We start from the raw sequence: 26868 nt of genomic DNA, 5'->3' as shown, positions 1-26868 counted from the left end.
TAAGCTATGAGGGCCGACGGACACAGGGAGTTCCGGCGATTCTCAGTAGCCTGTCATTTCCAGATAGCCGTTGCCGCCATGACTGCCGCTCAGTTGCACCGGCCCTTCCCAGTAGGGAATGCGCAGGTTCATCCAGGCGCCGGGGTTCAGGGCGCGGGTGGTGATGTCGAGCTGCTTGCCGGGGATCTTGACCGACCAGCGCACCGGCATCGCGCGCCCTTCGACCTTGGCGGTGTCCAGCGTTACAAGGCTGATTTCGCCGGCATGCAATGTCGTCGCCTGGCCCTGGGCGTCGATCCAGGTTCCCGTGAGATAGGGTGCGCCCTCCTTGTGGCGCATGCGATAGAGCATCACCTGTTCGCCGCTTTCCAGATGCAGCGAAAACCAGTCCCACCCGGTCTGGTTTTCCGTCAGCGGCTGGCTGCTCCACTCACGGTCAAGCCAGGCCGGGCCGCTGACTTCGTAGCGCTGGCCATCGATTTCCAGATGACCGCGAGCCTGGAAAAACGGCTGGCTGTAGTAATACGACGCCTGGCCCTGCTCGGATTTCTGGCTGAAGCCCTGGTCGCCTTGCAGAACCAGCGGACGCGTCGATGTGAGCTGCAGTTCATACTTGAAGTGTGCGTCACGCGCCTTGAGTTGCATCGCCGCCAGGGGATCATTGCCAGTGGCTTGAGTCGTCAATTGCCAATCATCGATCCAGGCATCGAAAGGCGTAGTCCGCACCCCGGCCTGCCCGACGCCGCCCCGGGCGTAGCGCTCGGCGGCATGGTGGACGCTGGCGGAGGTCACGGCGGCGTGGCCGAGCCAGATCGTCTGGTTGCGCCAGCCGCTGCCCTGCACCGCAGGGTCCTGGGCGCTGCGGAACAACGTCCACTGCACACCGAAATCTCGCCCTTCGGCGTCCTTGAGATTAGCGGTGATGTACCACCATTCGATGCGGAAACCTTCATGGACACCGTGATCGGCTGGGAAGCTGAACACGCGCCCGGGTACCACGGGCGTGAACGCAACGGCGTGGGTGCCGAGACCGGCAAACCCCTTCTCCCGCGGCGTCGAGTCATCACAACCGGCAAGCAGTGCAAGGAGCATCAGGCCGACGCTAATCTTCATGGGCGAACGTCCTCAGCAAATCCGTCGGCTGCGTACGGTACAGCGCGTACAGCGGCCAGGCCGATGCCAGCAGCGTGGCGAGCATCGCCAAGGCCAGCAGTTGCGCCAATTGCAGCGGAAAAACCCGCAACGGCAGGCGCCAGCCAAAGGCCTGCACGTTGATCACCGCATCCAGGCACCAGGCCAGGGCAATGCCCAGCGGCACGGCCAACAGCAACGTCAGCAGCGCCAGCAACCAGGTCTGGCCAAGGTTGAGCAGCATCAACTGCCGCCGCGTGACGCCCACTGCCCACAGCGGTGCCAATTGACCGAGGCGGCTCTGGCTCTGGGTCAACAGGCTGATGAACAACGCCACCCCGGCCACGGCCAGGGTCAGGCTGTTGAGCGCGGCGGTGGCGGCAAAGGTGCGCTCGAACACTTGGGTCGACCAGCCTTTGAGCCGGGCCTGATCGACGATGCGGCTGTCGTCGAGGTTGAACCGATCCTGCAACGCCGCCAGTAAGGGCGGGATCTTCGACGGTTCGATGCGCAGGTTGAAACGATACGGCGTGAGCTGCGGCCAATGCGCCAGCAGGTGTTTCGCGTTGATCAATACGTGGCCCTTGGGATTGCCGTAGTCGGCGTAGATTCCGACAATGCGTGGCATCCAGGGGCCTTGTGGGGTCGGGAGGGTCAATCGATCACCGATCCGCACCTTCAGGCGCCGGGCCAGTTGTTCGCTGAGCATCAGCGTATCGGCGCCGGCCAGTTGCTCCCACGCTTGGCCGTCGGTCGACTCCAGCAACGGCCAGTGCTGGCGGTAGGAAGCATGGTCGATAATGCCGAAAATATCCGTCGGCCAGCCTTGCAAGGGAATCGACACCTGCCAGTTGGGCAATACGGCGGTAACCGTCGGTTGCTGCTTGAGCCAGGCGTACAGCTCGCCGGCCTGGGCAGGCGTTTGCGGGCTGATGTACAACTCGGCGGTCAATCGTTGCTCCAGCCAATCGCTGAACGTCTGGCGAAAACCGCCGGTCATGCTACCGGCGCCGATGTTCGCCGCCAACGCCAGCAGCAACGCCATCAGCGCCAGGCTCAGCGTGGGTAATTGCTGGCGGCAATCGGCGAGAAACCACTGCCCAAGCACCGAACGACTGCCGCGCAACAACCGGTTCAACACCCCATTGAGCAGCACCGGCAAGGCCAGCGCCGCGCCCAGCAACAATGCCGTCATCAAGACAAAACCGCTCGCCAGGCTGTCGCCCCAGACCAGCACGGACGCGGCGATCAGCGCGGCCAACGTCGCCACCGCGCCCTGGCGCCGCAGCCATCGCGCATGGGCCTGGTGCCAGGCCTGGGGATTGGCCAGTGCCAGCAGAGGCAGGCGTGCTGCGCGCAACAGGCTCTGGGCCCCGGCCAGTAGCGCGCCGAGCAGGCCCAGCCCAATTCCGCCCAGCCACCACCAGGGGCTGAGGTTCAATTGCCCGGGCACTTCCGCGCCGTACAGGCCCCGCAGGCTCGCCGCCACATCGGGCAGCAACAGACTCGCCAGCCAATACCCACTGAGCACCCCAGCCACGCCGCCCAACAAGGCCAACGCGCCCAGCTCCAGCGCCAGGCTGGTAATCAGCACCCGCGCGCTGATGCCGCAGGCCCGCAGGGTCCGCAACAGGCTGCGGCGTTGTTCCAATGCCAGGCCGATGGCCGCATGAACGATGAACAACCCCACCACAAACGACAGGAACCCCAGCGCGTCGAGGTTCAAATGGAAGCTTTCGGTCAGGCGCGACAGGTTGTTTTCCTCGTCCGCGTGTTTGAATTGCAACAGGCCGTTGAATGCCTCGGGCAAAGTGGCCGTGAACGTGGCGGGCAGCAGCAATCGCGAAACCTGCTCCGGCAAGCCCAGCAGTTGCTGGGCGAAGCCGATGTCCATCAACAACACGCCCGGCGCCATGTCGGGTTGCACATGCAAGGGCGGCAAGGCCTGGTCGCCGACGGTGCGAGGCCTGTCGCCCTCCTTCAGCTCCAGGGCTTGCAAGGTCGAGGGGGCGATCCAGGTACGCCCGGCACCGGTGAAAAACTCCACCACCTCATCGATTTCCCGGGCCTGCCCCGCCACGGCCGAACCCGGCGGCAGCGACACCGGGTCGATACCCATCACTTGCAGCCGCTGCTCTTCGTGCCCCTTGAGCGTCACCCGCGCCTGCAACACCGGCGACACGGGCCAGCCTTGGCGACGCAGGTCGACAAACCATTGCTGCGCGAAGGTGCCGCCACCCGGCGCGCTCAGGCTGGCCTGGGGTTCGCCACCGATCAACTGACTGGCCCGGGCGTAGCTGTCGCGAGCCTGGCTGTTCAGTGCCTGGACGCCGACGAGCAGGCTGGTGGCGAGCCAGAGCCCGGTCAGCACACTGAAGAATTGCACCGGGTGTCGTCGCCAGTGGCTGAGCAGGGCCTTGAGCGTCTGGCGAAAAACCATCAGGCCTGGACCGCCTGTGCCAGACGCCCGCCTTGCAGCACCACACGATGCGCGAGGCGCGCCGCCACCCGTTGACTGTGGGTGACCATCAACAGGCTGGTGGGGCTGCCGTCGAGCAATTCCAGCAACAATCGCAGCACTTCGTCGCTGGTGGCTTCGTCGAGGCTCCCGGTGGGCTCGTCAGCCAACAGCAACGGCGGCCGTGAAGCCAGCGCCCGCCCCAGCGCCACCCGTTGTTGCTGTCCGCCAGAAAGTTGCTCGGGATAGCGCCGCAACAGGTCCGATAGCCCGAGCCGCTGTACCAGATGCGCCTGCCAGCCAGCATCGAAACGCCCACACAGGCGCGCCTGGAAGGCGAGGTTGTCGTCCACCGACAGGCTGCTGATCAGGTTGAATTGCTGGAACACCAGGCCGATTTCCGTGCGTCGCCAATTCGCCAGTTGGGGTTCGCTCATGCCGTCGAGCCGGTAGCGGCCGCTGCGGATGCTGCCTCGGTCGGCTTTGTCCAGGCCGGCGACCAGGTGCAACAAGGTGCTCTTGCCGCTGCCCGATTCGCCCATCAGCGCCAGGCTGCTGCCGGGAGGTAGCGTGAGGTCGACGCCCTGCAACACGGGCAGCGGGCCTTGGGGGGTGGCGTAGCTTTTGAAGACGTTGCGGACTTCCAGCATGGGCAAGACTCGGGGACAGATCGGCGAAGGCGTCAGGATAGCGGAGGTTCGAGGGTTGTGAGAGTTCCAAAAAGATGCTTGGCCTAGTGTCCAACTGTGGGAGCGAGCTTGCTCGCGATGGCGGTGTGACAGTCGATGAAGATTTTGAATGGGCTGACCTCATCGCGAGCAAGCTCGCTCCCACAAGGGATCTGTGGTGCGCGGTCCCTTCAGTCATGGCGCTGGATCAACCAGGGTCGATCCTCACTGCCCCGCCGCCACTTCGGTCTTCACCGGCCCTGGTGTGACGATGCTGTCCAAGTCGATATGTTTCCAGGCCGGCTTGGCCCCCAGCCGGGCATTGAAGCGGTAGTTGAAGGTGAAGTCGTCTTCGGTCGGTTGGCTCAACGGCTTGCCATAGTGGGCCATGACCGCGGCCGGGTCGTAGCCCATCAACTCCAGCAGCGTCGGGAAGATGTTGTAGTGGCTGGAGCGGTCCTTGTTCTGTGCCAAGGTGCTACGCCAGTCCAGCGTCTGCAGTTGGCTGCCCTGGATCACGACGAGCGGCACCAGCCCTTCTTCCTCCACTGGATCACCGCCGCAGTGAGTGTTGAGCCCGGGGTTGCCGCGTTCGTGGAGGTCCTGGCCGTGGTCGGAGGTGTAGATCAGCACGGCGTTCGTGAGGTTGCCTTCACGGAAAAGCCGCTGGAAAAATTCGCCGACGTTCCACAGCAAGGTGTTCTGGTAAGCGTTGCGGTAGAGCGCCCAATCGCCTTTCTCGCCGTTGAAACCATCGCGGCTGCCGGTGTCGCTCACGTCTTGGAACTGCCCGCGTGGCAGGGCCGGACGGTAGGTCATGAAGTCATCGGGGTATTTGTCATGGACTGGAAAATGCGCGCCGACCTTGTTGATCACCACCAGCTCGGCCCGGTCGTTGCCCAGCAACTCGACCAGCTTCGCCACGGCCGCCATGTCCCGGTCGCGTACGCGGGTCTGGTCGAATTGGACGAATTGATCGATCGCTTTTTTTTCCAGCTCGGTCATCAGGTTCTGCAGGTTGCCGCCAGTGCGCTGGGCGTCGATGTAGACAGTGCGCAACCCGGCCTGGTGGGCATACTGCCAGATTGACGGTTGTGTGCTGTTGATGCGCACGTAGTCGCCTCGGGTGCCGCCATAACGCAGGGTAACGTTGGTGTCGGCGCTGCAATTGGCAACAGACGCCGCGTAGCCATAATTGAAGATGTCGACGCCGGGTGGCGGTGTCTTCAGCCCAGTGGAGATGCCGGACGGGGTGTTGATGTCGAGGTAGTTGCCGGCAATGCTTTCGTCGATGATCAGCACGATATCGTGGTCGATCGGAGACGATTGCCGGGCGAGACTGACCGGCTCCCGAGGCCCGACGGTGTTGTGCAACGTCTCGTAGATGAACAGGTTCAGATAGGCCAGCGGCGTGTACATCACCGGCAGGCCGCGCGCGCCCTCGCCCGCTCGCACGAACAGCACAGCGCTGAGCAGCAGCACGCCCAACACGGGCGCGACGATCGGCACGTAGCCGGGCAGCGGTAGCCGACGTCGCGGCTTGAGGGCGATGCCCAACAACAGCAACACACCGCCGGCCACCGCGCTGATGATGACCTCGCGATATTGATAGGCCGCCTCCTGGATAAAACCACCGGAATACACCAGCGAGACGAACTGGCTGTAGGTCAGGTAACTGTCGGTCACCCGCATGTACGTCTCGAAGAACACCGCCGAGACAAACATCGCCAGGGCAAACAGATGCCTGACCAACGCCGGGCGAATGTAGGCGGTCATCCATAGCGCCAGCACCAAGGCCAGGAACATCGCGCCAAACAGCACCGTTGCAAAACCAAAACCCAGGGCCGCCAGACGTTCCAGGTACAAGTCATGCCCCCGGAAAAGGTACAGCACCAGCAGCACTTCCTTGAGGTATCGGGTCATGGGTTTCTCGACGGCGTCGCGCAGCAATGGAGGGTTCGTTTTCTGCACACTAGCAGCGGGTTTTCAAAGCGCAAGAAACTGGACGAACGGCTAGAGCGTCAAAAAAACGTTAGCCCGAAAATGACACCTTTGACACCCAAAAAATATAAAAAACTATGGATAGATACCGTTCATCGCCTCGTTAAACAACGATATCACCCTTTAAAAACGGCACTTCTCCAAGTCTGTCAATGACTTGATATCAAAAAGCCCCAATCTCTCGAGTTTGCCAACACTGACAACTGTCATTTTGCTGACACGCTTTTCAGAACCTGCGCTATACCCCTCTAAACAGTTTCATCCGAGTTACATCAATCGGTTTACGAGGCGCGCGAAAGATGGACGTGAGCGTATTTGGAACGGGGTATGTAGGTCTGATCCAGGCGGCGGCGCTGGCCGATGTCGGGCACCGCGTCCTGTGCGTCGACATCGACCCGAACAAGATCCGTCAATTGCAGCACGCGGTACCGCCGATCAGCGAGCCGGGACTGTCCGGCTTGCTCGAAGACAACATCAAGACCGGACGCCTGTCGTTCAGCTCCCAGGCCAGCGATGCGGTGAACCATGGCGAACTGATCTTCATCGCCGTCGGCACACCCGCCGATGAAGACGGCTCGGCGGACTTGAGCCATGTGCTGGCGGTCACCCGGCAAATCGCCGACTTCATGGACAGCGATCGCACCCTGATCATCAAGTCCACGGTGCCGGTCGGCACGGCTGACAAGGTGGCCGAATGTGCCCGGCAGGCGTTGGCGCGGCGTGGCCTGAAGCAGCTGAACGTGCGCGTGGTATCCAACCCCGAATTTCTCAAGGAAGGCAGCGCCCTGGCCGATTGCATGCGCCCGGACCGGATCATCATCGGCACCAGCGATCAGCTGGCGCGCGATCAGATGAGCGAGCTCTACGCGCCGTTCTGCCGCAACCACGAAAAACTGATGTTCATGGACAACCGCAGCGCGGAGCTGACCAAGTACGCCGCCAACGCCATGCTCGCCACCCGCATCAGTTTCATGAACGAGCTGGCGAACCTTACCGAACGCCTGGGCGCCGACATCGAGGCCGTGCGCAAGGGCATCGGCTCGGACCCACGCATCGGCTATCACTTCATTTATCCAGGCTGCGGCTTTGGCGGCTCGTGCTTTCCCAAGGATCTTCGGGCGTTGTTGCACACCGCCGAGCAAAGCGGCATGCCCCTGCGCCTGCTGCGCAGCGTCACCGATGTGAACGACAGCCAACGGCACATTCTTTTCGAAAAACTGGCGCAGCAGTTCCCGGGCGGATTGGCCGGCAAATCGATTGCCATCTGGGGCCTGGCCTTCAAGCCCAACACCGACGACATGCGTGAAGCGCCCAGCCGCTACCTGATGGAAGCGCTGTGGCGCGAAGGCGCGAAAGTCCACGCCTACGATCCGGAAGCCATGTCCGAATGCCGGCGCCTGTATGGCTACCGCAAAGACTTGAACCTGTGCGCGACCCGCGATGACACGCTGGAAGACGCCGACGCCCTGGTGATCTGCACGGAATGGAAGAATTTCCGCGTGGTGGATTTCGATTTCCTGGCCGGCAAGCTGCGCGCGCGGGTCATCATCGATGGCCGCAACCTGTACAACCCCGAGCACCTCGCCGCTGCCGGGCTGTTGTATCGCGGCATCGGCCTGCGGCACACCGTGCCCAGCATCCCGGGGCCACAAGCGTGAACATCCTGGTGACCGGCGCGGCCGGTTTCATCGGCGCCCATTGCGTGCTGCGGTTGCTGCGCGACGGCCACGACGTGTGCGGGCTGGACAATTTCAACGACTACTACGACCCGCAACTCAAGCACGACCGCGTGGCGTGGGTGAAGGACCAGGTCGGGGAATTTCCACTGGCGCACATCGACCTGACCGACGCGTCGGCGATCGATGAACTGTTCCAGTTCCGTCGCCCGGACGTGGTGATTCACCTCGCCGCCCAGGCCGGTGTGCGTTATTCGCTGGAGAATCCCCGCGCCTATGTCGACAGCAATCTCGTCGGGTTCCTGAACATTCTCGAAAGCTGCCGCCATCACCCGGTCAAGCACCTGATCTACGCTTCTTCCAGCTCGGTGTACGGCGCCAACCAGCGCACGCCCTATTCGGTGCAGGACGGCGTGGACCATCCGTTGTCGTTGTACGCGGCGACGAAAAAGGCCAACGAATCGATGGCCCACAGCTACAGCCACCTGTTCGGCATCCCTTGCACCGGCCTGCGGTTTTTTACCGTGTACGGCCCCTGGGGCCGGCCGGACATGTCGCCGATCCAGTTCGCCAAGGCCATCACCGAAAACCAGGTGTTGCAACTGTTCAACCACGGCGAGCACGCACGCGACTTCACCTACATCGACGACATCGTCGAAAGCATCGCCCGGCTGATCGAACGCCCGCCCCAGGCCACACCGGACTGGAATCGCGAGCAACCAGACCCGGCCACCAGCCTGGCGCCATGGTGCCTCTACAACATTGGCGGACAGCACCCGGTGGCGCTGCGGACCTACGTCGCGCTGCTGGAAAAACACCTGGGCCGCACGGCCCGGATCGAGCTGCTGCCCCTGCAGCCGGGGGACGTGCTCAACACCTGCGCCGATGCCAGCGACCTGGCCCGGGCCACCGGTTTCCAACCGCGCATCGAACTGGACGACGGCCTGGGTCGCTTCGTCGACTGGTTCCTCGGTTACTACGCGCCCCCCATCGTCCACGCGCCGCTTGCGGCCGAATCTCAGCGGAGGAGTCTATGACCCGACATGAACAAGGCATCCCGATCAGCGCCTTCGGACGCGACAAACGTGTCGACCCCGAGCACCGCCGACGCCTGGACGCGGCGATTCACCGCCAGGGTCGCGGCTGGTTGACCGGTCGCGATGGCGGTCGGCCCTGGACGGTCTCGCGGACCAATCGGGTGGTGGCCTGCCTCGGCGCATTGGCGATGCTGGTGCTGCTCGCCCCGGTTCTGCTGGGCCTGGCATTGCTGGTCAAGTTTTCCAGCCCTGGCCCGGTGCTGTTCGTGCAAAAACGCACCGGTTATCGCGGTCGCGTGTTTGGCATGTACAAATTCCGCACCATGGTCGCCGACGCCGAAGCCCTGAAAGAGTCGTTGCGCCACCTGAACAAGCACGGCGCCGACGCCATCGACTTCAAGATCGACAACGATCCGCGCATCACCCCCATTGGCCGGTTCCTGCGACGCAGCAGCCTCGACGAACTGCCCAACCTGATCAACGTAGTGACCGGCGACATGCGCCTGGTCGGCCCCCGGCCCACCTCGTTCAATGCCTATCGCTACAAGGACAACCATCTTGTGCGCCTGAGCATCTACCCCGGCCTCACCGGCCTGTGGCAGATCTCCGGGCGCAGCAATATCGACTTCGACCAGCGCGTGGAACTGGACCTCAGCTACATCGCCGAGCAGAGCCTGCTGTTGGATTTGAAGATCCTGATGATTACCCCCTTCAAAGTGTTCAGCGGCCACGGAGCGAGTTAAATGGACGGTTCGACGAATATCCTGACCATAGCCAGCCCGAGCGAGTCCAACCTGACCTCGACCGTGCTCGACCCGGATCTGCGGATCCTTCTGATGACGGCCGCCAACACCGGCACCGGCACGAGCACCAGCGCGATGGCGCTGGCCGCCCAGCTGGCGCAGATGAGCAACGGTCGCGTGTTGCTGGTGGATGCAAGCCAGTCGCCGCATAACCTCAGCCAACAACTGTCGCTGCAAAAAGAGCGCGGCTTCAGTGACCTGCTGTTCAACAGCCTCGCCCCGCCCCTGTTGCAGGACTGCGTGGTGCAGGTTTCCAGCCTGCCCTTCGATGTGCTGCCCAACGGTCGCCTCGGACACAACGCCGAGCGCCTGAGCCCCGAGCGACTGCGTCCGTTGTTCAGGCAACTGGCGGCGCAGTACCGCTTCGTGGTGATCGACGCCGACGCGGTGTATTCGGCCACCGACACCCTGGTCATGAGCACCCAGGTGGACGGCGTGGTGCTGGTGGTGCGCGGCGAAGACACCCGTTGGGAAGTCGCCCAGGCCGCGCGGCAGCGCTTGGTCCAGGCTGGCGCGAAGGTGGTCGGCAGCGTGTTCAACCGCCGCAAGTACTACATGCCCAAATGGCTCTACAACAACCTTTAAGCCTGCAAAAGGATGACGAGATGAACGCCAGAATACTTGTCCTGCTGTTGCTGCCGCTTGCCGGTTGCTCCAGCACCACCGATACCCGCTCGATGCCGGTGCAGATCCTCACGGCCGCGCCGGCCAACGCCCAGGCCACCGACATGCCCAAGGTCGAACAGACCTTGAGACCCCAGGATATCCTGGATGTGATTTTTCACATCGACACGACCTCTTCCCAGGCTTATCGCGTGCAGCCAGGTGACCAGGTTGCCTTGAACTTTACCGCCGCCAGCCAGCTCAACGGCACGCAACAGGTGATGCCCGACGGCACTATTGAACTGCCCGGCGCCAACACCTCGGTGAAAGTCGCCGGCCTGACCACCGACGAGGCGCGCCTGGAAGTACAGCGTGTCTACAACCAGAAGATGCTGTTCCAACCCAACCGCAACCAATTGAGCGTTTTGGTGACCAGCCCGCTGTCCGGCGAGACGAGCCTGCGCAATACCCTGACCCACCCGGCCACCGGCATGAGCCGGGAAATCATCGTGGGCCGGGATGGCTACGCCAGCTTCCCGGAAATCGGTGCCGTGCCGTTGCAAGGCATGACCGTCACCCAGCTGGAAACCTTCCTCAACGAGCGCTATGCCCAACTGCCTGGCCACATGACGGTGGACGTGCTGCTCAAGTCCACCGGCGGCAACGAAATCTATGTCCTCGGTGAAGTGGCCCAGCCCGGTTCCTACCCGATCCGCCGACCCATCTCGGTCCTCGAGGCGCTGACCCTGGCCCGCGGCACCAACGTCAAGGCCCGGCTCGATTCGGTGGTGATCATGCGTCGCAACGGCAATCAGGTCGAAGCCCGTCACTACGATGTAGAGAAGGCCCTGAGCGGTGACGCCTCGCAGATCGCCTACCTGCAACCGGAAGACATGCTTTTCGTGCCCAAGACCGGCCTGGCCAAAGCCGGTGAAATGGCCCGGCAACTGGCCGACGTGGTGCTGTTCCAGGGCGTTGGCGTCAGCTTCGGCTACGACCTCGACAACAATAGCAGCGGCAACTGACCCGGGTGAATGATCATGAATCCCAAGGAAAACTACCTGCACGAGTTCTTCAGGATCTTCTTCGCCAACAAGCAGTGGGTGAAGCGCGTCTTCCTGATTTTCGCCGTGATCGCCCTGGTGCTGCCGTTGATGCTCAAGCAGAGCTTCGACATCACCGCCCAGGTGATCGTCCAGTCGAAAAAGCTCTCCCAAGGCGATGCCACGACTTCGCTGAACCAGGAAAACGCGACGTTCGTTCCGCCATCCCTGGCGGACATGGAAACCGAGAGCAACATCCTGCGCTCGCCGGCGTTGATTCGCGAAACCATCAAGACCCTGCGCGACCAGGGTGAATACACCCCAAGCCCGGGCATCCTCAACAAGTGGGTGAGCGAACCGCTCAAGACATACATCACCCAGCCTTTGCGCGAATACGTCATCAATCCGCTGCGCGACGGCCTGGGGCTGGAAGTGGATCCGGTGCGCGACACCGTGCTCGATACGCTGACCGACGAGGCCATCGAAAACCTGAAGATCGAAACCCTCCCCGGCTCCAACGTCATTTCGATCGTCTACAGCTTCGGCGACCCGGCCCAGGGCACCCGGTTCGTGGCGCAACTGCTGGAAAACTACCTCACCGGCCGCCAGGACCTGCAATCGATCGAGTTGCCCCAGACGTTCTACGAGCAGAAAAAAGTCCAGTACCAGACCCGCCTTGACGGCTTGGAGGGCAACCGCCTGACGCTGCTTGAAGGCGTGGGTTCTTCCGATCCCAAGGAAGAAATCACGTTTCGCTTGAATGCGATCAACACCGAGGAACAGGCCCTGAACCTGTACCAGGACCGGCTGCTGCAAGGCCAACGCTGGCTCGATTATCTCAAGACCAGCCTGGCGGCGGCGAACAGCTCGCGATTCAACGACTACACCTTCCCGTACACCTTCACCACTACCGTGGACAACGTTGCCTTCGACGATCGGGAAATCAGGCAAATGGGTGAGCAATTGACCAGCCAGGTCAGCCGCTACATGAACGACCTGGCGATCTTCCAACCCAGCAGCGAACCCATGCTTCTGGCCCGGGAGCAGATCGTGCGCACTCGCCAGCAATTCCTCAAAGTGGTGAACAACCGCATCCAGGAGCGCACCACCGACCTCGCGGTGGTCAGTTCGGTGATCAATCAGAAAGTCGAACGTATCGCTGCCTTCAAGGAGCGCATCCACCAACTTCAGGAAACCCAGAGCAAGCTGCGGCAGATGGACACCGAGATCAATGCGCTCCACGCGGCGTTCTCCACCTATGCCCAACGGTTCGCCGAAGCCAGCTCCGCCCGTTCGCTGGACAACGACTTGTCCAACGCCCGAGTGCTGAGCCCGCCATTCGAACCCACTGCGGCGGCGTTTCCCAAGCCGATGCTGATCATCCCCTTCGGCCTGTTCTGCGGCTTGCTGCTGGCGATCGCCTTGGTCTATGTGCGGGAGTTCTTCGACCATCGCTTCAAGCATCCAGCGCAAATCGGCCATCAATTGGACTTGCCTGTGCTGTTGGTCATCAACGAGCAGTCTCCCGATCAGGTCAACCCCTACCGCAACTGGAGCGTGCCCAGCCTTGTCCATTGGGTGAAAAATTGAACGCGCCGCTCAGCCCGTCCCACCGCAGCCTCCCCCTGTCGATCATTCATCTGCTCGGCAGCGGAGGCTTCTATGGGGCCGAGCGGATGTTGCTTGATCATTGCCTGGCGACACCAGGACAGCACCAAGTGGTGTTCCTGTCGGCACCACCGACCTTGATCATGCGCTTCCGTCAAGCCGGGGTTGACTGCTGCAATTGCGCCAACTGGGCTGAGCTGTTGCAGCATTTACGGCAACGGCGCGTCGAGCGACCGCTGATCAATACGCACAACTTCAAGGGCCTGTTGTTCGGCTGGGCCGCAGCAACGATGCTGCGCCTGCCGCTGGTGATCACCCAGCACGGCTTCACGCCACACAGCCCCAAGCAGCGGTTCTATACGTGGTTGAGCCTGCAACTGTGCCGTACCGCGCCGGTCAAGCGCGTGGTGTGCGTGGCCGAAAGCATCGCGGCGCTGCACCGCCAGGCCAGTGTCAACGCGGAAAAACTCGACGTGATCCCCAACGGTCTGCCAGCCGTCACGACGCCGCTGCCCCACCGCAACGACAGGCAACGCTGGCGGGTCGGCTACGTCGGCCGCTTGAGCAGCGAGAAAGGCCCGGACCTGTTCCTCGACGCGATGATCCCGTTGTGCCAGCGCCATGCGTCGCTGCACGCGGTCATGCTCGGCGACGGGCCGGAACGCCAGCCCTTGCTCAAGCGCATCGTTGACGCCGGGCTGCCCCTGCGCATCGAATTGCCCGGCTATCAGACGGACATGAACGACTGGTGGAGCCGCCTCGATGTGCTGGTGATCAGTTCACGCACCGAAGGCACGCCGATGATCCTGCTCGAAGCCATGCAGGCCGGCGTGCCCGTGGTGGCGTTCGGCGTCGGTGGCATTCCCGATATCCTGCAAGACCGTCACAACGGCCTGCTCGCCACACCGGCCGATAGCGAGGAGCTGGCACGCCAGATCGAAACGCTGTTCAGCGAACCGCCACTGGCGCGGATCCTCGCCGACAACGCGCGCCGCACCCAGCGCGACCGCTACGACCTGCGCATGCTGGCCGAACGCTGGTCGCAACTTTATATCCGCACGGCACGGGAGGCTCGGCCATGATCGTCCCGCTCTCGATCGTCAGTCTGCTGGGGCTGGTGTGCCTGGCATTGCTCGCCAGTCCTTATCCGTTTCTCGCACCGGGTGCGGTGCTTGGGCTGGTGGGTGTTGCTGTGCTGTACCGCAAGCCTGGCTGGGGCTTGCTCGGCATTACCGCGCTGCTGCCGCTCGAAGGCCTGTTCAAGGACAATGCGTTTTCCGGCAGCAAGTTCCTCGGCGTGGCGCTGATCCTGATCCTGATGTTGCAGTTGGCCTTGCACCAGATCCCTGCAACGCGCTTGCGTAGCAATATCTGGAAGCCACTGCTCGGCTTCATGGTGTTGTATGGCCTGAGCCTGTTGATTTCGGAAAACATGGACCTGTCCCTGACGCAGCTGCGTGACCTCGCCGTAGGGCCGACTCTGTTCGTAATCACCTTGTTGATCGGTCGCGAGCTGAACCTGGAGATGTTCGCCCGGCTGATGACCGTGAGCGTCGCCGCGACCTGCGGGCTCGCGATGTTTTCCGCCAAATACCAGGAACAGGGCCGCGCCTTGGGTTTGCTGGAAGACCCGAACGGCTTTGCACTGTTGATTGCGTTTACCGTACCGCTGGCATTGTTGTTGACCCTACGCAGCCGGAACCTGCTGCACCGGTTGTTCTGGGGTGGCGGTCTCATGCTGTTGTTGGGTGGAATGACCAAGACCGAATCGCGTTCAGGATTGGTCGTGCTGTTGCTGACCCTGATGATCGGGTTGTATCACTATCGGGCGCAGCTCCCACGCGTGCGTCCTCGGCACCTGGGGTTCGCGATGCTCGGCCTGGCACTCATGATCCCGGCGGCAGTCGCCTTGATGCCTGCCAGCTACGTGGCACGCATCCAGTCCTTGAGCATCCTCAGCTCCGGCACCAACGACTACAAGGACGGGTCCCTGGGTCGCCGCACCTCATACATTGTGGTGGGCAGCCAGATGATCCGCGAGAAGCCGATACTTGGCTCAGGCCCGGGAACGTTTCCAGAGCACTATGCCCCCACCGGCTACGCCAAGGCGTTCTCGGCCAATCGCAAACGGGGGGACCTGTACCGCCAGGCCCATAACACCTACCTGGAAATCTTCAGCGAAATCGGCATACCAGGCGGCTTGATGTTTGTCGGCATGATTGGGCTGGGCCTCTACAACCTGATGCACGCGCGCCGACTCTGGCTCCAGCGCCGGGACTGGGCCCAGGCGGACCTGTTGACGCACCTGGGCATGAGCTTCCTGTCGCTGGCGTTGTTCCTGATGTTCCTCAGCGCGCCGAACCACAAGCTACTGTGGATCATGCTCGCGTTGACCAGTGTGTTGCGCTACGACGCCGAACAGGTCGCGCCGCAGGAGGCCCGTCCATGAGCCGCATCAGTATCGTCATCCCGATGTACAACGAGGCTCGGCACATCGGCCGCACGCTGCTTGCCGCACAGCGCGCCGCCAACGCCGCCGGTCTTGCGTGCGAGTTGATCGTGGTCGACAACGGCTCGCAGGATCAGGGCCCGGAGATTGCCCGGCAGTTCGGTGCGCAGGTGCTGGTGGTTCCAGGCGTGCCGATCGGTGCCCTGCGCAATCGCGGAGCGCAGGTTGCCAGCGGTGAATGGCTGGCCTTCATCGACGCCGACATCGAAATGCCCGAGGACTGGCTGACGCATTTGCTGGCGCTGGAGACCGCAGACGTCGCCGACGTATTCGGCCTGGACCTGTACACCCCGGCGCAGGCCCCCTGGTACGCCACGGCCTGGCATCGGCGGACCTCACTCCCCTTGCGACATACCATGCAGCGCGCGGATTGGCTCCCCACCGCCAACCTGCTGATGCGACGCCAATGGTTCGACAGGGTCGTAGGGTTCAACGAGACGCTGCGCACCGGTGAGGACAAGGACTTGACCCTGCGCCAGACGGCCAACGGCGCACGGTTACTGTCGGTCAACGAATACACCGCCCTGCACTGGGGCTATGAAATGAACTGGCGCGAGTGGATGGGCAAGGAGTTGTGGCGCCAGGGCAGCCTGGTGCAATTGCTGCGAACCAACGGCTTGAGCCTGCGCCTGTTGCGCTTCCCGATGTTGGCTGTGCTCGTCTGGCTATTGGACTTGCTGGCGATCTTCGCGCTGGTCACTGGCGCGCCTCAACCCGCATTCATGATAGGGCTGTTGACGACCGTGCCGGGGTTGGTGCTGAGCCTGCACCAGAGCCACAAGCACCGTAACCCGTGGCTGACCCTGCAGCTCTGGGGCCTGCACTGGGTGCGCCTGCACCTGGCCGGCGCCGCACTCATCCTCAGTTTGTGTCACTGGAAAGCAAGGAGGCCTGCCCGTGGCTGAATTCATTTTCTGGTCGTGCCTGTTATTGCCGGTTTACGCCTACCTGGGTTACCCATTGCTGCTGACGCTCGCCGGGCCATTTTTTCCCAGGCTCAGGCTTGAGCCCCTGCCTGCGCAACGGGTCAGTGTGATCGTTGCGGCGCACAACGAACAACGCAATATCGAGAACAAACTGCGCAATCTGCTGGCCCAGGACTATCAGGCCGCCAGCCTGCAGATCGTTGTCGCCAGCGACGGCTCCACCGATCAGACCGTGGCCCTGGCGCGCCGCTTCGACGATCCGCGCATCGAGGTGCTCGACTTGCCGCGCCAAGGCAAGAACAGCGTGCTCAACGCCGCGGTCAGTCATTGCACGGGCGATATCCTGGTGTTTACCGATGCTGACGTTCATTGGCTCGACGGCACGTTTGAGCGGCTGCTGGCGCCGTTCGCCGATCCTGGGGTCGGCGGCACTGTCGGTAATATGAACATTCCCGTACCGGGCTCAGGCCTGAGCGTGGGCGAAAGCCTGTACCGCCACTATGAAGCCTGGCTGCGCCGGGTGGAAAGTCGCACCGGTTGCACGGTCTCGGCCGACGGTGCGTTGCAGGCGCTGCGCCGCGAGCTGTACCAACCGATTCCAGCCCTGGTCAACGACGACTTTTTTATCAACACCTGCGCACCGGTCACCGGCAAGCGCGTCGTCTACGTCGACGACGCCAAGGTGCTCGATCAAGGCGTGGACGAAGCCGGCCGACAATTCAGCCGCCGCCAGCGCGTCACCGTCGGCGGCCTGATCAGTCTGGCGGCGCGGCGTGAGCTACTCAACCCGCTGTGCCATGGCCTTTACGCCATCGCGTTGATCAGCCACAAGCTGATCCGCCGGCTGGCACCGGTGCTGTTGCTGCCCCTGCTGGTGGCCAACCTCTGGCTGCTCGATGAGCATGGTTTCTATCGCCTGGCCTTGTCTGCCCAGCTACTCGGCTATGCCTTCGCCGTGGCCGGCCTGCTGGACGTGCGTCATCGTTTGCCCAGACCGTTTCGCCTCGCCGCGTTCGTGCTGGTGACCCTGGCCGGCATGGTCGCCGGCGTATGGCAGTTCTTGCGCGGGCACAGCTACAACCAATGGACCCCCGATCAGACTCGATGAGTGCCTGACATGCCGATCAATACCCGCATCAAGACCACAATCAAGCGCACCGGCGGCTGGCTGTACCTGAACACGTCCCTGGGTCGCCATGCATTACGCGGCGCCGGCGTCATTCTGATGTTGCACCGGGTGCTGAACAACGACCGCGCCGCCGAACTGCCCCATCGCAACGAGTTGTGCGTGGGGCCCGAAGCGTTCGAACACTTGTTGATCTGGCTGCAACAGCATTTTGAATGCGTGCCGTTGATGACCTTGTTGCTGGCCGATCCTGAAAGCGTTCCAAATCGTCCCCGGGTGGCCCTGACCTTCGACGACGGCTGGCGCGACAACGCCATGAACGCCTTTCCCCTGCTGCGCCAGTACCAAGTGCCGGCGAGCATTTTCCTGTCCACCGATTTCGTTGGCAGCCGGCAGCATTTCTGGTGGGAAAGCATCGGCGAAACGCTGTGGGGTAGCCACGGCCAGGTGGCGCGGCGCTCGCTGATCGAGCATTTGCAGCATGTCGGTCGACCGTTGCCGGTGCTGCTCGATGACATCGACGACGAGCGCCGCAGCCTGGCACTGCTGCACTACCTGCAAAGCCTCAAGACCCTCGATCCAAAAATATTGGGCGATCTCACCGACGTCTGCCCACAAGGCTCCCAGCCCCAGGCGCTGGACTGGACCCAGGTGCGCATGCTGGAGGATTCCGGCCTGGTCCGCTTCGGCCCCCACGGCGCCAGCCACGCCATCCTGACCGGGCTGGACGACCAGACCCTGCATGAAGAACTGACCCGCAGTTGGACGGCCTTGGAAAACGGCTGCGCCCAGCCCTTGCCGGTGTATTGCTACCCCAACGGTGACAATGATGCTCGTGTGCGCGAGCAGGTGGCGGCCCACGGTTTTGCGTTCGCGCTGGGCACGGAGGCCGGGCTGTATCGCCATGACGGCGACCCTCTGAATTTGCCCCGTTTCGGCGTCAGCCAGCGCAACGCCTGTCACCCTGAGTTATTGGCCTGGCGTATTCGCCGAGGAGCCCGTTCATGAACCGAGCACGTTACCTCAGGCTCTTGGTGATGAGCATGGGCACAAGCCTGGCGATGCTCGGCCTGCGCCTGTTGCGCAACGTGTTGCTGGCACGGATCCTGGGGCCCAGCGAACGCGGGCTGTTGGCGCTGCTCAGCACCCTGCCGGACCTGATCAGCGCCATCACCAGTGGCGGGCTGAATTCCGCCGTGGGTTATCAGGCGGCGCAGCACCGCTCGATGAGCCTGCTGCTCAGCCATGTGTTGGTCTTCGGTTGCCTGCTGGCGGGGTTGCTGACGCTGCTGGTGGTGACGCTGGTACGTGAGTTCGGCGCCGAACTGGACATCGCCGTACAACTGGGGCTACTGGCCTGGCTGCTGTTGCTGGCCGTGCCGCTGGCGGTACTCAAGACCAGCCTGCTGACGCTGCACAACGCCTCCGGCGGCGTCGGCACGTTCAACGCACTGCGGCTGCTGGAATCCCTGGTCCCGCTGTTGCTCTTCGTGGCGCTGTTCTGGATATGGAAAGACACGGCGCTGGAAGCGGCGCTGATCAGCTGGCTGGCGGGCCTGAGCCTGGTGGTGCTGGCAGGTTGGATGTGGTTGCGTCGCGACCATTCGATCACCCTGCGCTGGGACCGCACCGGCCACAACGAACTGTTGCATTACGGTGTCCGCAGTCACCCGGATATCCTGTTCCAGCAATTGATGATGCGCTCGGACTACCTGTTCATCGGCGCACTGCTGGGCAGCACGGCGCTGGGACACTACGCCATGGCCAGCGCCGCCGCGGAACTGCTGCATATCGTCCCGGAAGCGGTCACTACGCCGCTGATGAAAAGGCTCCTGCAGCAAGACACAGATATGAAGCGCCTGACCCCGTTGGCCTTGCGCCTGACCGCCACCGCCATGCTGGGCGCCTGCCTGGGCATGGCACTGGTCGGCGAATGGCTGATCGTCACCCTGTTCGGCATCGCCTATCAACCGGCGTACCCGGCCCTGCTGGCGCTGCTGCCAGGGGTGTTCGGGTTGTGCTACGCGAGCATCCTGCGCCTGGACCTGCTGGGCAAGAACCGCCCCGGCGCTGTTTCGCTGATGATGGGCGGGGGGGCGCTGTTGAACCTGGCGCTGAACGTGATCCTGATTCCGCGCTACGGCATCGTCGGCGCCGCCGCCGCGTCTTCAATTGCCTACCTGGGCGTGACCCTGCCGATGCTCGCCATGTATTGCCGCCTCAGCGGCGTGGCGCTGTGGCAGACGCTGATTATCCTGCCCAGCGATCTGCTGCCGATGCGTCAGATGCTGTTGGGGAAATCTGCATGAACACCGCCGCCCGCCAAACCGCCATCGCGAGCGAGCTCGCTCCCACAGGGACCGGTGGCGGACATGGCATCTGCATCCACCGAAGATCTACTGTGGGAGCGAGCTTGCTCGCGAAAGCGGTGGGTCAGTTTGCGGTGATGTTGAAGGTGACGGCCCCTTCGCGAGCAGGCTCGCTCCCACAAGGGGCCGGTGTTGGACATGGCATCCGCATTCACCGCAGGTCCACTGTGGGAGCGAGCTTGCTCGCGATGGGGCCAGTGCGGCGCTTGCTCAAAATGGGCGGCTGTCTGTGTTTCCTGCTTTTGGTAACCTCGGCGCAAGGCGCGTCCATGCAATGGACCGGTATCCGTGACGGCAGCCTGTACCTGCAAACCGACCGCCCGGACGCTGTCACCGTGCGCTGGGTGCCCGCCTGGCAGGCCGAGGCCAATACCGAACACCTGTATCTGCTCGACGGCCAGGGACGATTGGCGGGTGAGCGCCTGGTCAAGGCGGATCAGCCCCGTGGCGAACAGCAATGGCCGCTGCCGCCAGGTGCAACCAGTTATCGCCTGGAAATCCCCGGCTACAGCTTCCGTCGCTACACCGTCGAGCACGACGCGCGCACCCGGGCCCTGTTTGCCCCGGCAAAGGTGCATTTCAACGCCGAAACCCACGACGGCGACGAGCTGTATTTCAAAGTGGCGCCTGGCGAACAGGCGGTGCTGGCAGGCAAGTTCCACGGCGGCGTACGTGCGCTGCAAGCCCGGCGCGTCGGCGACGGCAAGCAGCTGCAACTGAACCTCAAGCCCTACCGGGCCTATTGGCAGTTCGATCAGGTCGCCCTGCCGATGGCTGACGTCGAGCAAATCTGGCGCTTGCATCTGCAGGGCAACGGCAAGGCCGCGTTCTGGCTGGACGGCACCGCCAACCTGTTCGCCCAAGACCCGGCACACCTGCTGCCACTGCGTGAGGATCCAGGCCAGACCCACCTGAAACTGTACGACGAGGCGCTCGGCACGACCCCCAAGCTGGGCATAGCCCTGCCCTACGAGTTATTGCCGCCGTCCACCTACGCCGTGCTCGATGCGCTCAAGCCCCAGGCGGCAAGCCTTTACAGCTTCGTCGATATCACGGCGGCCAGGGGCACCTATGAAGATGCCTTCCGGCGTTTATACCAGGAGCGCTTCGCCGTCAGCCAAAACATCACCCTCTTGGCAACCAGCCAGCGCCAAGTAGAGCTAAAGACCGACCGGACCAGTCACAGCGGCTTGCAAGCCTGGCTCACGTCGACCCGTGCCTTGGGCGGCAAAGGCCTCCATTACCTCAGTTTTGCCGATGAGCCGAACCTCAACTACCCAGACTTCGCCAGTTTCCAGCAACTGTTCCAGAGCATGGCGGCCGAGGTCCGCGCCGATCCCGCCAACGCACGTGCCGGTGTCCGCATCGCCATGCCGGCCAGCTCCCAGTTCACCAACGGCCCCTTCATCGAAAATGCTGCTGACAAACGCGGGATCGATTGGGCACGGCGACTGCTGGCGACGTCCGACGACCAGATCGACGCCCTGGCCTGGCATGAATGGATGATCCGCGACCTGCTGGCGACCCGGGTCTACCGCGACAGTGTCCGTCAGGCCGCCCACCTGGTGGGACTGGACGGCCAGGGTCGGCCGCGCAAGGCCTTGCTGCTGGACCAGACCAACATGTCCGCCGGTTCGAGCCTGAGCCCTTACGACCAGGAAACCCACTACGCCGCCCTCTGGTGGGCGTCGGTGGTCATTAACGCCTCGGCAGACGGCTGGCTGGACATGCTCAACTGGTTCATGGCCGCCGACGAACCGGAGTACCCCAAAGGCATGGTGCGGGTGCTGGACGATCAGCACTTCGAGCTCAAGCCCGTGGGCCTGGCCCAGCAGTTCATTCAACAGCACTGGCTCGACCAGGTGCTGCGCCTGGACAACGACGCGTTTGAAGTCGACGTACTGGCCATGGCCACCGGCAAGCAACGCAACCTGCTGGGCGTGAACAAAAGCACGCGAGCCCATCAGGTCAGCCTCGACGGCACGGCCTGCCCCAAGCCAGGCATGAGCCTGCTGTATTTCGGCCCGGACAACCGCAGCCACAGCGCTCCGTTTGATTGCAAGGCCGGCCAGGTCGGCTTTCTCCTGCCAGGGGAAACCGTGTTCGCCCTCGGTTGGACAGCTCCGCTTTCACCCCAACCCGCCACCCGTCAGGAGGCACCATGAACGCTCTGCAAACATTGCGTGATCACATCCAGAAAAAAGGTCTGCGCGCCGTCCTAAAGCAGCTATGCAGGCGCTACGTATTTTCCCACACCCGATTGGTGTGGCTGGAGCACGATATACGAACCCCGCTCCCCCCACACAACCTCAAGCCCTACCCACCGATGCGCCTGGAATTCATCACAATCGCCAACGCCGACGCATTTGCCCGGCACTTCGGCGATCGCGTCGAAACCATGCGCGAGTTGGCGGCCGAAGGCTATACAGGCTTGATGTACCTGGATGATCAGGGCGATAGCGTGGGTTTCGCCTGGGCCAGCACACGGGATTATTTCGACCGTCATTTCTATCGCTGCAACTTTCCGATCAAGCCGGGCGAGTACTTCCAGTTCGGTGGCGAGGCGATTCGTCGATACTGGGGAACCAGTATCTCGGCGGACATGCAATTGGAGGTATGGAAAGTCATGGCGGACCAGGGTTGCCACACCATGGTCGATGTCTGCGATTTGCAAAACGTCCAGGCGATCAAGATGCATATCCGCATGGGCTTCCAGGAGCGCGGCAAGATCACCCACGTGTATCGCCTGTTCGGACATTGGAGGTTCTTTCGCGACACGCTTTACCGCGGTTCCGTGCTGGACGGCTTTCGTAAACCGGCCCAGCCGGTTACCTCGACAGCCGCGGCCTGACTTCCATGGCGATCCGGTTCCAATGGTGTCGCTCCCTGGGCGCAGAGGATTTCCCTGCAACAGCTTATGAACAGCTGCGAACGCAGGTGGCCGACGCCACACCGTTCAACACCCTGGCCTGGCTGCAGGCGGCGGAATTCGCCCTGGTGCCGGAGCAGCAACTGCATATCCTGCTGGGCTGGCAGGACCAGACCTTGTGCTTCTGCCTGCCCCTGATATCAGGACTGGAACGTATCGGCGGGCTGCGGTTCCGGGTGTTGCGTCATTTGGGTTTTCCAATGACCGACCGCATCGCCCTGCTGGCGCGCATGGACGCCGAAGGCATGGGCCAGGCGCTGATGCAGATCCGTCAGCATTTGCCCCACGCGTTGCTGCAAATCAATGAAGTGATCGAGCCGGTCGGCGAGCAAAGCGTCCTCAGCGCCTGGATGGCGCTGAGCTCCACCGGAGAACGGCGCCTCAGTTGCCGGGTTCCGGTGCACCTGATCACTGAAAGCGACCATCAGGAGATTTCTGGCGATCCACGCTACAAGCTGCGTCGAGCGCGCAAGCGAATCGCGGCTTGTGGTGCCGAGATCCGTCGGATAACACCAGACGCCATCAGCATGGGGCAACTGTTGCGCGCCCTGGCCGATGTCGAGGATGCCAGTTGGAAAGGCGAGGAAGGTGTCGGCATCTTCGCCACCCCCGTTCGCCGGCAATGGATGAACCTCGCCTTCACCGCCCTCGCCGCCCAAGGCCTGGTGCGAGTGGTGATGCTGGAGCTGCACGGCGAGTGCATCAGCTATCGCCTCGGCCTGCTGGATCAGGGCCGGCTGTATGACTACAACCTGGCGTTCCTGCCGCAACACGCCGACCTGGGCAGCGGCCGGGTATTGCTCGAAGAGTGGATTCGCTGGGGGCTGGACGAAAACTGGCGGTGGATCGATGCGTCGCGGGTCAGCCTGGAGAATTCCAACCACCAACTGCACGAGCGCATGACCGGACAACTGGAACAGTGGCGTTGGAGCTTTTACTCCTGGCAACCCGATGGCTTGCTCCTGGGGTTTGCCTTGCGGCTATGGAAGAGCCTGAAACCCTGGCTCGGCAAGCGCAAGGCCAAACCAGCCGCGAAGACGGCATCGTCTTCCACCAAGCACCAGGAGAACACGAATGCCCCGCCAAGTGATCGTCAACGCTGACGACTTCGGGCTCAGCCATCGTGAAAACGACCTGATCCTGCGAGCCTTCGAGGCGGGGGTGATCAGCTCCGCCACGGCGATGGCCAACATGCGGGGGTTCGACCAGGCGTGCGAATTGTCCCGGCACCCGTTGCTTGAAGGGCGCGTCGGCCTGCATTTCAACCTCAGCTACGGGCCGCCGCTGAGCCAGGCGATCAGGTCACGGAAAAGGTTTTGCAATGCTGCGGGCGAGTTCGACCTCAACCTCTCGCGATACTGCCTGCGCCTTGGGTCGCGAGATCTGGCGGCGGTGGAAGAAGAGCTCCAGGCCCAGTGGCAACATTGCCTGGACCGTGGCCTGCGCCCCAGCCACCTGGACTCGCATCAGCACGTGCATAACATCTGGCCCGTCGGAGAGCTGGTGGCACGCTTCGCCGCGCGACACGGCGTACCGGTGCGGCTGGCTCGCAACCTGGGGGCCAACCTGAGCGTGCCCAAGCGCATCTTCAAGACGTTGTTCAACCATCGCCTGCGCCGGCTGTGCGGCGCGACCGCCGACTACGTCTGCACACCAGCGGACCTTGACCACGCCGCGCCGCCGGGCCACGGTTCGCTGGAAGTAATCGTTCATCCACTGGAACTGGATGGCGACTTCGGTGACGCCAGTTTGCTACCGGGCGACTCACTGACCCAGGTGCTGCACCAGCGCCTGGCGGGGGTGCCGAAGGTGGGGTATGGCGAGAATGGGCGCAGGTTCGTGCTGGTGGAATTCGGGGATGTGCACTGACGAGTGCACGCCTGTGGCGAGGGAGCTTGCTCCCTCGCCACAGGGCGGTGTCGTGTGTCAGTGACCCAGGCTCACCCGCGCCAGCGAGGCACAGCGATCGATGGCTTCGCGCAGCCGACGTTTTTGCGCCTCCCACACGTTGGCATCGACCCGGGCCGAACGCATCAACCTAAGCATCGCTGCCTTGGCATTCAGGTATTCAACCCAGGCATCCCGGGCCTTGAGCCTGTGTCGTTCTTCATCGCTCATGTCCATGCGCCTGAGCGCGAGGGTGCATTCGTCCTGGATCAGCGGCCCAAGGGTCATCTGGATCCGGTGAGGTGCCTTGAAGCCTGCCGTACCGGCGACGATTTCCCGCGCCCGACCCAGGCCCCATTCCAGCGCCTGGGGAAGCGGTTCACGCAAGGCGCGGTCATGGAATTCCTCGACCCAGACGGAGCCGTCCGGCCGGTAAACACAAACGAAAACCTGTGTGATGCTCTGCTGGTTGATCCGTGCCTGGACCTCGACCTGCGTGCCGTCCCCAAGAACTTCTTCGTGGTTGCGACCTGGCAACCGGCTGTTCACCCAAAGCCAATACTGTGCGCTTCTACGTCGCATCCCGTTGCCCTCCCCCTCAGGAACAGGCAGTAAGGCACACGAACAGGGTAATTTCCAGCGCCGAAAAGCGCGCTTCTGACGAATGACAGTCGCTGTTTCAGCGGTCCAGTTTTTTCTCCACCTGCCCGACCTCATCGCGCAACTTTTCAGCGTCTTGCTCATGGCTCTTGATCGATTTGGGCGTGATCGTCTTGTCCACTTTGTCAGTCGCCGGGTCCGGGTGGCGCACATCGCGCTCGACCACATCCACCGGCTCACCGGAAGCGTCTTTCGCCGGTGCGCTGTTGCCCGCTGGCGTCTGCCCTTTGGCCTGTTCGATCGTCATGACGTCGTCCTCGATGTGATGGCTGTTGAATTTTCGAGTGGGGCCAGACGGCGAGAGTTCGATCGGGTTGCATGCCCCCCTCGGAAGGCAGGACCCGGCCACGGGCAAACTGTCCGAAATCCCTGCGCGCGGTCCAGGGAATCTGCTAAAAGGCAGCTTCTGTCTCGATTAGCGAATCGCATCGATGTCCGCATTTTTATTTTCTCGCTTCAAACAGCGCTGGCTGGCCTGGTCGTTGATGACCGCGATGGTCGTCGGCTTGCCGGTGGGCTGCGCGGCGTTGCAGCACAAGGAGCGCGAGCTGGTGTTTCGCATCGAGCCGGGAACGGCGAGCTGGTTCAGCGGCCTTCCCAGCGGTCTACAGGAATTCGATCTCAAGCCCAAGAATTTCAAGGCCGGGGAAAATATCCATGGCTGGTGGTGGCCGGCTGAACGCAAGAACGCACCGGCCATCCTGTACTTGCACGGTGTGCGCTGGAACCTGACCGGGCAATTGTTTCGCATCCAGCAATTAAGGGCGCTGGGCTATTCGGTGCTGGCAATCGATTACCGTGGCTTCGGCAAGAGTCAGGGGGACCTGCCGTCGGAAGCCAGCGTCTACGAAGATGCGCGAGTCGCCTGGAAGCGTCTCGAAGTGTTGCAACCGGATCCGGCCCTGCGGCTGATCTACGGTCATTCGCTGGGTGGCGCCGTCGCGGTGGACCTGGCGGCGGAACTGGGTCAGGAGGCGGCAAGCAACGGCACCCCGGTGCCGGCCCGAGGCCTGGTGATCGAATCCACATTTACATCCCTGGGCGATGTCGCCACCGCCATGGCCGACACGTCCTTGCCGGTGCGCTGGTTGCTCTCGCAGAAGTTCGACTCCATCGACAAGATCGGCGAGATCAACATGCCGCTGTTGATTGTCCATGGTGCGGCCGACCGCTACGTGCCCCCCCGCTTCAGCGGACAGTTGTTCAACGCCGCCCGGGAACCCAAGCGTTTGCTGCTGGTGCCCGGAGCCACGCATAACAACAGCATGAGCCTGGCAGGCCGGACGTATCGGCAGGCGCTGGACGCGTTGATGAAAAGTACCCCCTCGTCGGTGGCTGGAAACGCCCAGGCCAGGCCGGACAAAGCGGGTTGATCCACAACCACCTGTGGGAGCGAGCTTGCTCGCGATGGCGGCGGCACATTCACATGGATGC

At 62.9% G+C, this 26868-nt stretch carries 23 protein-coding genes; 17 read left to right on the top strand and 6 right to left on the bottom strand.

From position 1 onward, the window contains the following. Positions 1–42 precede the first annotated feature (42 nt). The 4 genes from M8Q45_RS07125 to M8Q45_RS07110 all read right to left on the bottom strand — a co-directional run bounded on the left by M8Q45_RS07125 (position 43) and on the right by M8Q45_RS07110 (position 6180). Complete coding sequence (locus tag M8Q45_RS07125) at positions 43–1113, bottom strand: lipocalin-like domain-containing protein (protein ID WP_249874103.1); 1071 nt, start codon at positions 1111–1113, stop codon at positions 43–45. Then, positions 1103–3574, bottom strand: a complete 2472-nt coding sequence (locus M8Q45_RS07120) for an ABC transporter permease (RefSeq protein WP_249877280.1) — start codon at positions 3572–3574, stop codon at positions 1103–1105. The genes M8Q45_RS07125 and M8Q45_RS07120 overlap by 11 nt, the downstream gene beginning before the upstream one ends. Continuing rightward, positions 3571–4239, bottom strand: coding sequence for an ABC transporter ATP-binding protein (locus M8Q45_RS07115; protein ID WP_249874102.1), 669 nt, complete (start codon positions 4237–4239; stop codon positions 3571–3573). Before M8Q45_RS07115 ends, M8Q45_RS07120 begins: the two co-directional genes overlap by 4 nt. Positions 4240–4482: 243 nt before the next feature. Beyond that, the gene (locus M8Q45_RS07110; RefSeq protein ID WP_249874101.1) at positions 4483–6180 is read right to left on the bottom strand and encodes a sulfatase-like hydrolase/transferase; all 1698 of its coding nucleotides are present in this window, start codon (positions 6178–6180) and stop codon (positions 4483–4485) included. A gap of 377 nt (positions 6181–6557) precedes the next feature. On the opposite strand from M8Q45_RS07110, the gene M8Q45_RS07105 reads away from it, so the two are divergent. The 16 genes from M8Q45_RS07105 (at position 6558) to M8Q45_RS07030 (ending at position 24756) form a co-directional block, all read left to right on the top strand. Further along, on the top strand, positions 6558–7916 hold the full coding sequence (locus tag M8Q45_RS07105) for a UDP-glucose dehydrogenase family protein (protein ID WP_249874100.1): 1359 nt from the start codon (positions 6558–6560) through the stop codon (positions 7914–7916). After that, complete coding sequence (locus M8Q45_RS07100) at positions 7913–8971, top strand: NAD-dependent epimerase (RefSeq protein ID WP_249874099.1); 1059 nt, start codon at positions 7913–7915, stop codon at positions 8969–8971. The genes M8Q45_RS07105 and M8Q45_RS07100 overlap by 4 nt, the downstream gene beginning before the upstream one ends. Beyond that, on the top strand, positions 8968–9714 hold the full coding sequence (locus M8Q45_RS07095; protein WP_249874098.1) for a sugar transferase: 747 nt from the start codon (positions 8968–8970) through the stop codon (positions 9712–9714). Before M8Q45_RS07100 ends, M8Q45_RS07095 begins: the two co-directional genes overlap by 4 nt. Next, positions 9715–10359, top strand: a complete 645-nt coding sequence (locus tag M8Q45_RS07090) for a CpsD/CapB family tyrosine-protein kinase (protein WP_249874097.1) — start codon at positions 9715–9717, stop codon at positions 10357–10359. Positions 10360–10379: 20 nt separating this feature from the next. After that, positions 10380–11402 carry a polysaccharide biosynthesis/export family protein gene (locus M8Q45_RS07085; RefSeq protein WP_249874096.1) on the top strand — a complete coding sequence of 341 codons (1023 nt, stop codon included), beginning with the start codon at positions 10380–10382 and terminating at the stop codon, positions 11400–11402. A gap of 15 nt (positions 11403–11417) precedes the next feature. Next, positions 11418–13010 carry a GumC family protein gene (locus M8Q45_RS07080; RefSeq protein WP_249874095.1) on the top strand — a complete coding sequence of 531 codons (1593 nt, stop codon included), beginning with the start codon at positions 11418–11420 and terminating at the stop codon, positions 13008–13010. Further along, on the top strand, positions 13007–14110 hold the full coding sequence (locus M8Q45_RS07075; protein ID WP_249874094.1) for a glycosyltransferase family 4 protein: 1104 nt from the start codon (positions 13007–13009) through the stop codon (positions 14108–14110). The genes M8Q45_RS07080 and M8Q45_RS07075 overlap by 4 nt, the downstream gene beginning before the upstream one ends. Then, a complete protein-coding gene (locus M8Q45_RS07070; protein WP_249874093.1) occupies positions 14107–15477 on the top strand; it encodes an O-antigen ligase family protein in 1371 nt (456 codons plus the stop codon). The genes M8Q45_RS07075 and M8Q45_RS07070 overlap by 4 nt, the downstream gene beginning before the upstream one ends. Then, positions 15474–16442 carry a glycosyltransferase gene (locus M8Q45_RS07065; protein ID WP_249874092.1) on the top strand — a complete coding sequence of 323 codons (969 nt, stop codon included), beginning with the start codon at positions 15474–15476 and terminating at the stop codon, positions 16440–16442. The genes M8Q45_RS07070 and M8Q45_RS07065 overlap by 4 nt, the downstream gene beginning before the upstream one ends. Then, positions 16435–17571 (top strand): glycosyltransferase family 2 protein, encoded by a 1137-nt coding sequence (locus M8Q45_RS07060; RefSeq protein WP_249874091.1) that lies wholly within the window; start codon positions 16435–16437, stop codon positions 17569–17571. Before M8Q45_RS07065 ends, M8Q45_RS07060 begins: the two co-directional genes overlap by 8 nt. A 9-nt stretch (positions 17572–17580) precedes the next feature. Then, positions 17581–18597 carry a polysaccharide deacetylase family protein gene (locus M8Q45_RS07055; RefSeq protein ID WP_249874090.1) on the top strand — a complete coding sequence of 339 codons (1017 nt, stop codon included), beginning with the start codon at positions 17581–17583 and terminating at the stop codon, positions 18595–18597. Then, positions 18594–19898, top strand: coding sequence for an oligosaccharide flippase family protein (locus M8Q45_RS07050; RefSeq protein WP_249874089.1), 1305 nt, complete (start codon positions 18594–18596; stop codon positions 19896–19898). Before M8Q45_RS07055 ends, M8Q45_RS07050 begins: the two co-directional genes overlap by 4 nt. 248 nt (positions 19899–20146) lie before the next feature. Further along, positions 20147–22123, top strand: a complete 1977-nt coding sequence (locus M8Q45_RS07045; RefSeq protein WP_502940230.1) for a hypothetical protein — start codon at positions 20147–20149, stop codon at positions 22121–22123. After that, on the top strand, positions 22120–22809 hold the full coding sequence (locus M8Q45_RS07040) for a GNAT family N-acetyltransferase (protein WP_249874087.1): 690 nt from the start codon (positions 22120–22122) through the stop codon (positions 22807–22809). Before M8Q45_RS07045 ends, M8Q45_RS07040 begins: the two co-directional genes overlap by 4 nt. A gap of 5 nt (positions 22810–22814) precedes the next feature. Then, positions 22815–23990, top strand: coding sequence for a GNAT family N-acetyltransferase (locus M8Q45_RS07035; RefSeq protein ID WP_249874086.1), 1176 nt, complete (start codon positions 22815–22817; stop codon positions 23988–23990). Next, on the top strand, positions 23962–24756 hold the full coding sequence (locus tag M8Q45_RS07030) for a ChbG/HpnK family deacetylase (protein ID WP_249874085.1): 795 nt from the start codon (positions 23962–23964) through the stop codon (positions 24754–24756). Before M8Q45_RS07035 ends, M8Q45_RS07030 begins: the two co-directional genes overlap by 29 nt. A gap of 57 nt (positions 24757–24813) precedes the next feature. Here the strand turns inward: M8Q45_RS07030 and M8Q45_RS07025 are convergent, their stop codons facing one another. Both M8Q45_RS07025 and M8Q45_RS07020 read right to left on the bottom strand, forming a co-directional pair. After that, positions 24814–25356, bottom strand: coding sequence for a hypothetical protein (locus M8Q45_RS07025; protein WP_249874084.1), 543 nt, complete (start codon positions 25354–25356; stop codon positions 24814–24816). 97 nt (positions 25357–25453) lie between these two features. Further along, a complete protein-coding gene (locus M8Q45_RS07020) occupies positions 25454–25681 on the bottom strand; it encodes a hypothetical protein (protein ID WP_249874083.1) in 228 nt (75 codons plus the stop codon). A gap of 184 nt (positions 25682–25865) precedes the next feature. Here M8Q45_RS07020 and M8Q45_RS07015 point away from each other — a divergent pair, with 184 nt between their 5' ends. After that, positions 25866–26807: an alpha/beta hydrolase gene (locus M8Q45_RS07015; protein WP_283939016.1), complete on the top strand. Its 942-nt coding sequence runs from the start codon at positions 25866–25868 to the stop codon at positions 26805–26807. The last annotated feature ends 61 nt before the right edge of the window (positions 26808–26868 follow it).

Origin of the sequence: Pseudomonas sp. T1.Ur, assembly GCF_023516725.1 — a bacterium.
Taxonomy (GTDB): Bacteria; Pseudomonadota; Gammaproteobacteria; order Pseudomonadales; family Pseudomonadaceae; genus Aquipseudomonas; species Aquipseudomonas alvandae.
Note: the sequence above shows the minus strand (reverse complement) of the source record. Positions and strands in the feature narration are given on the sequence as shown.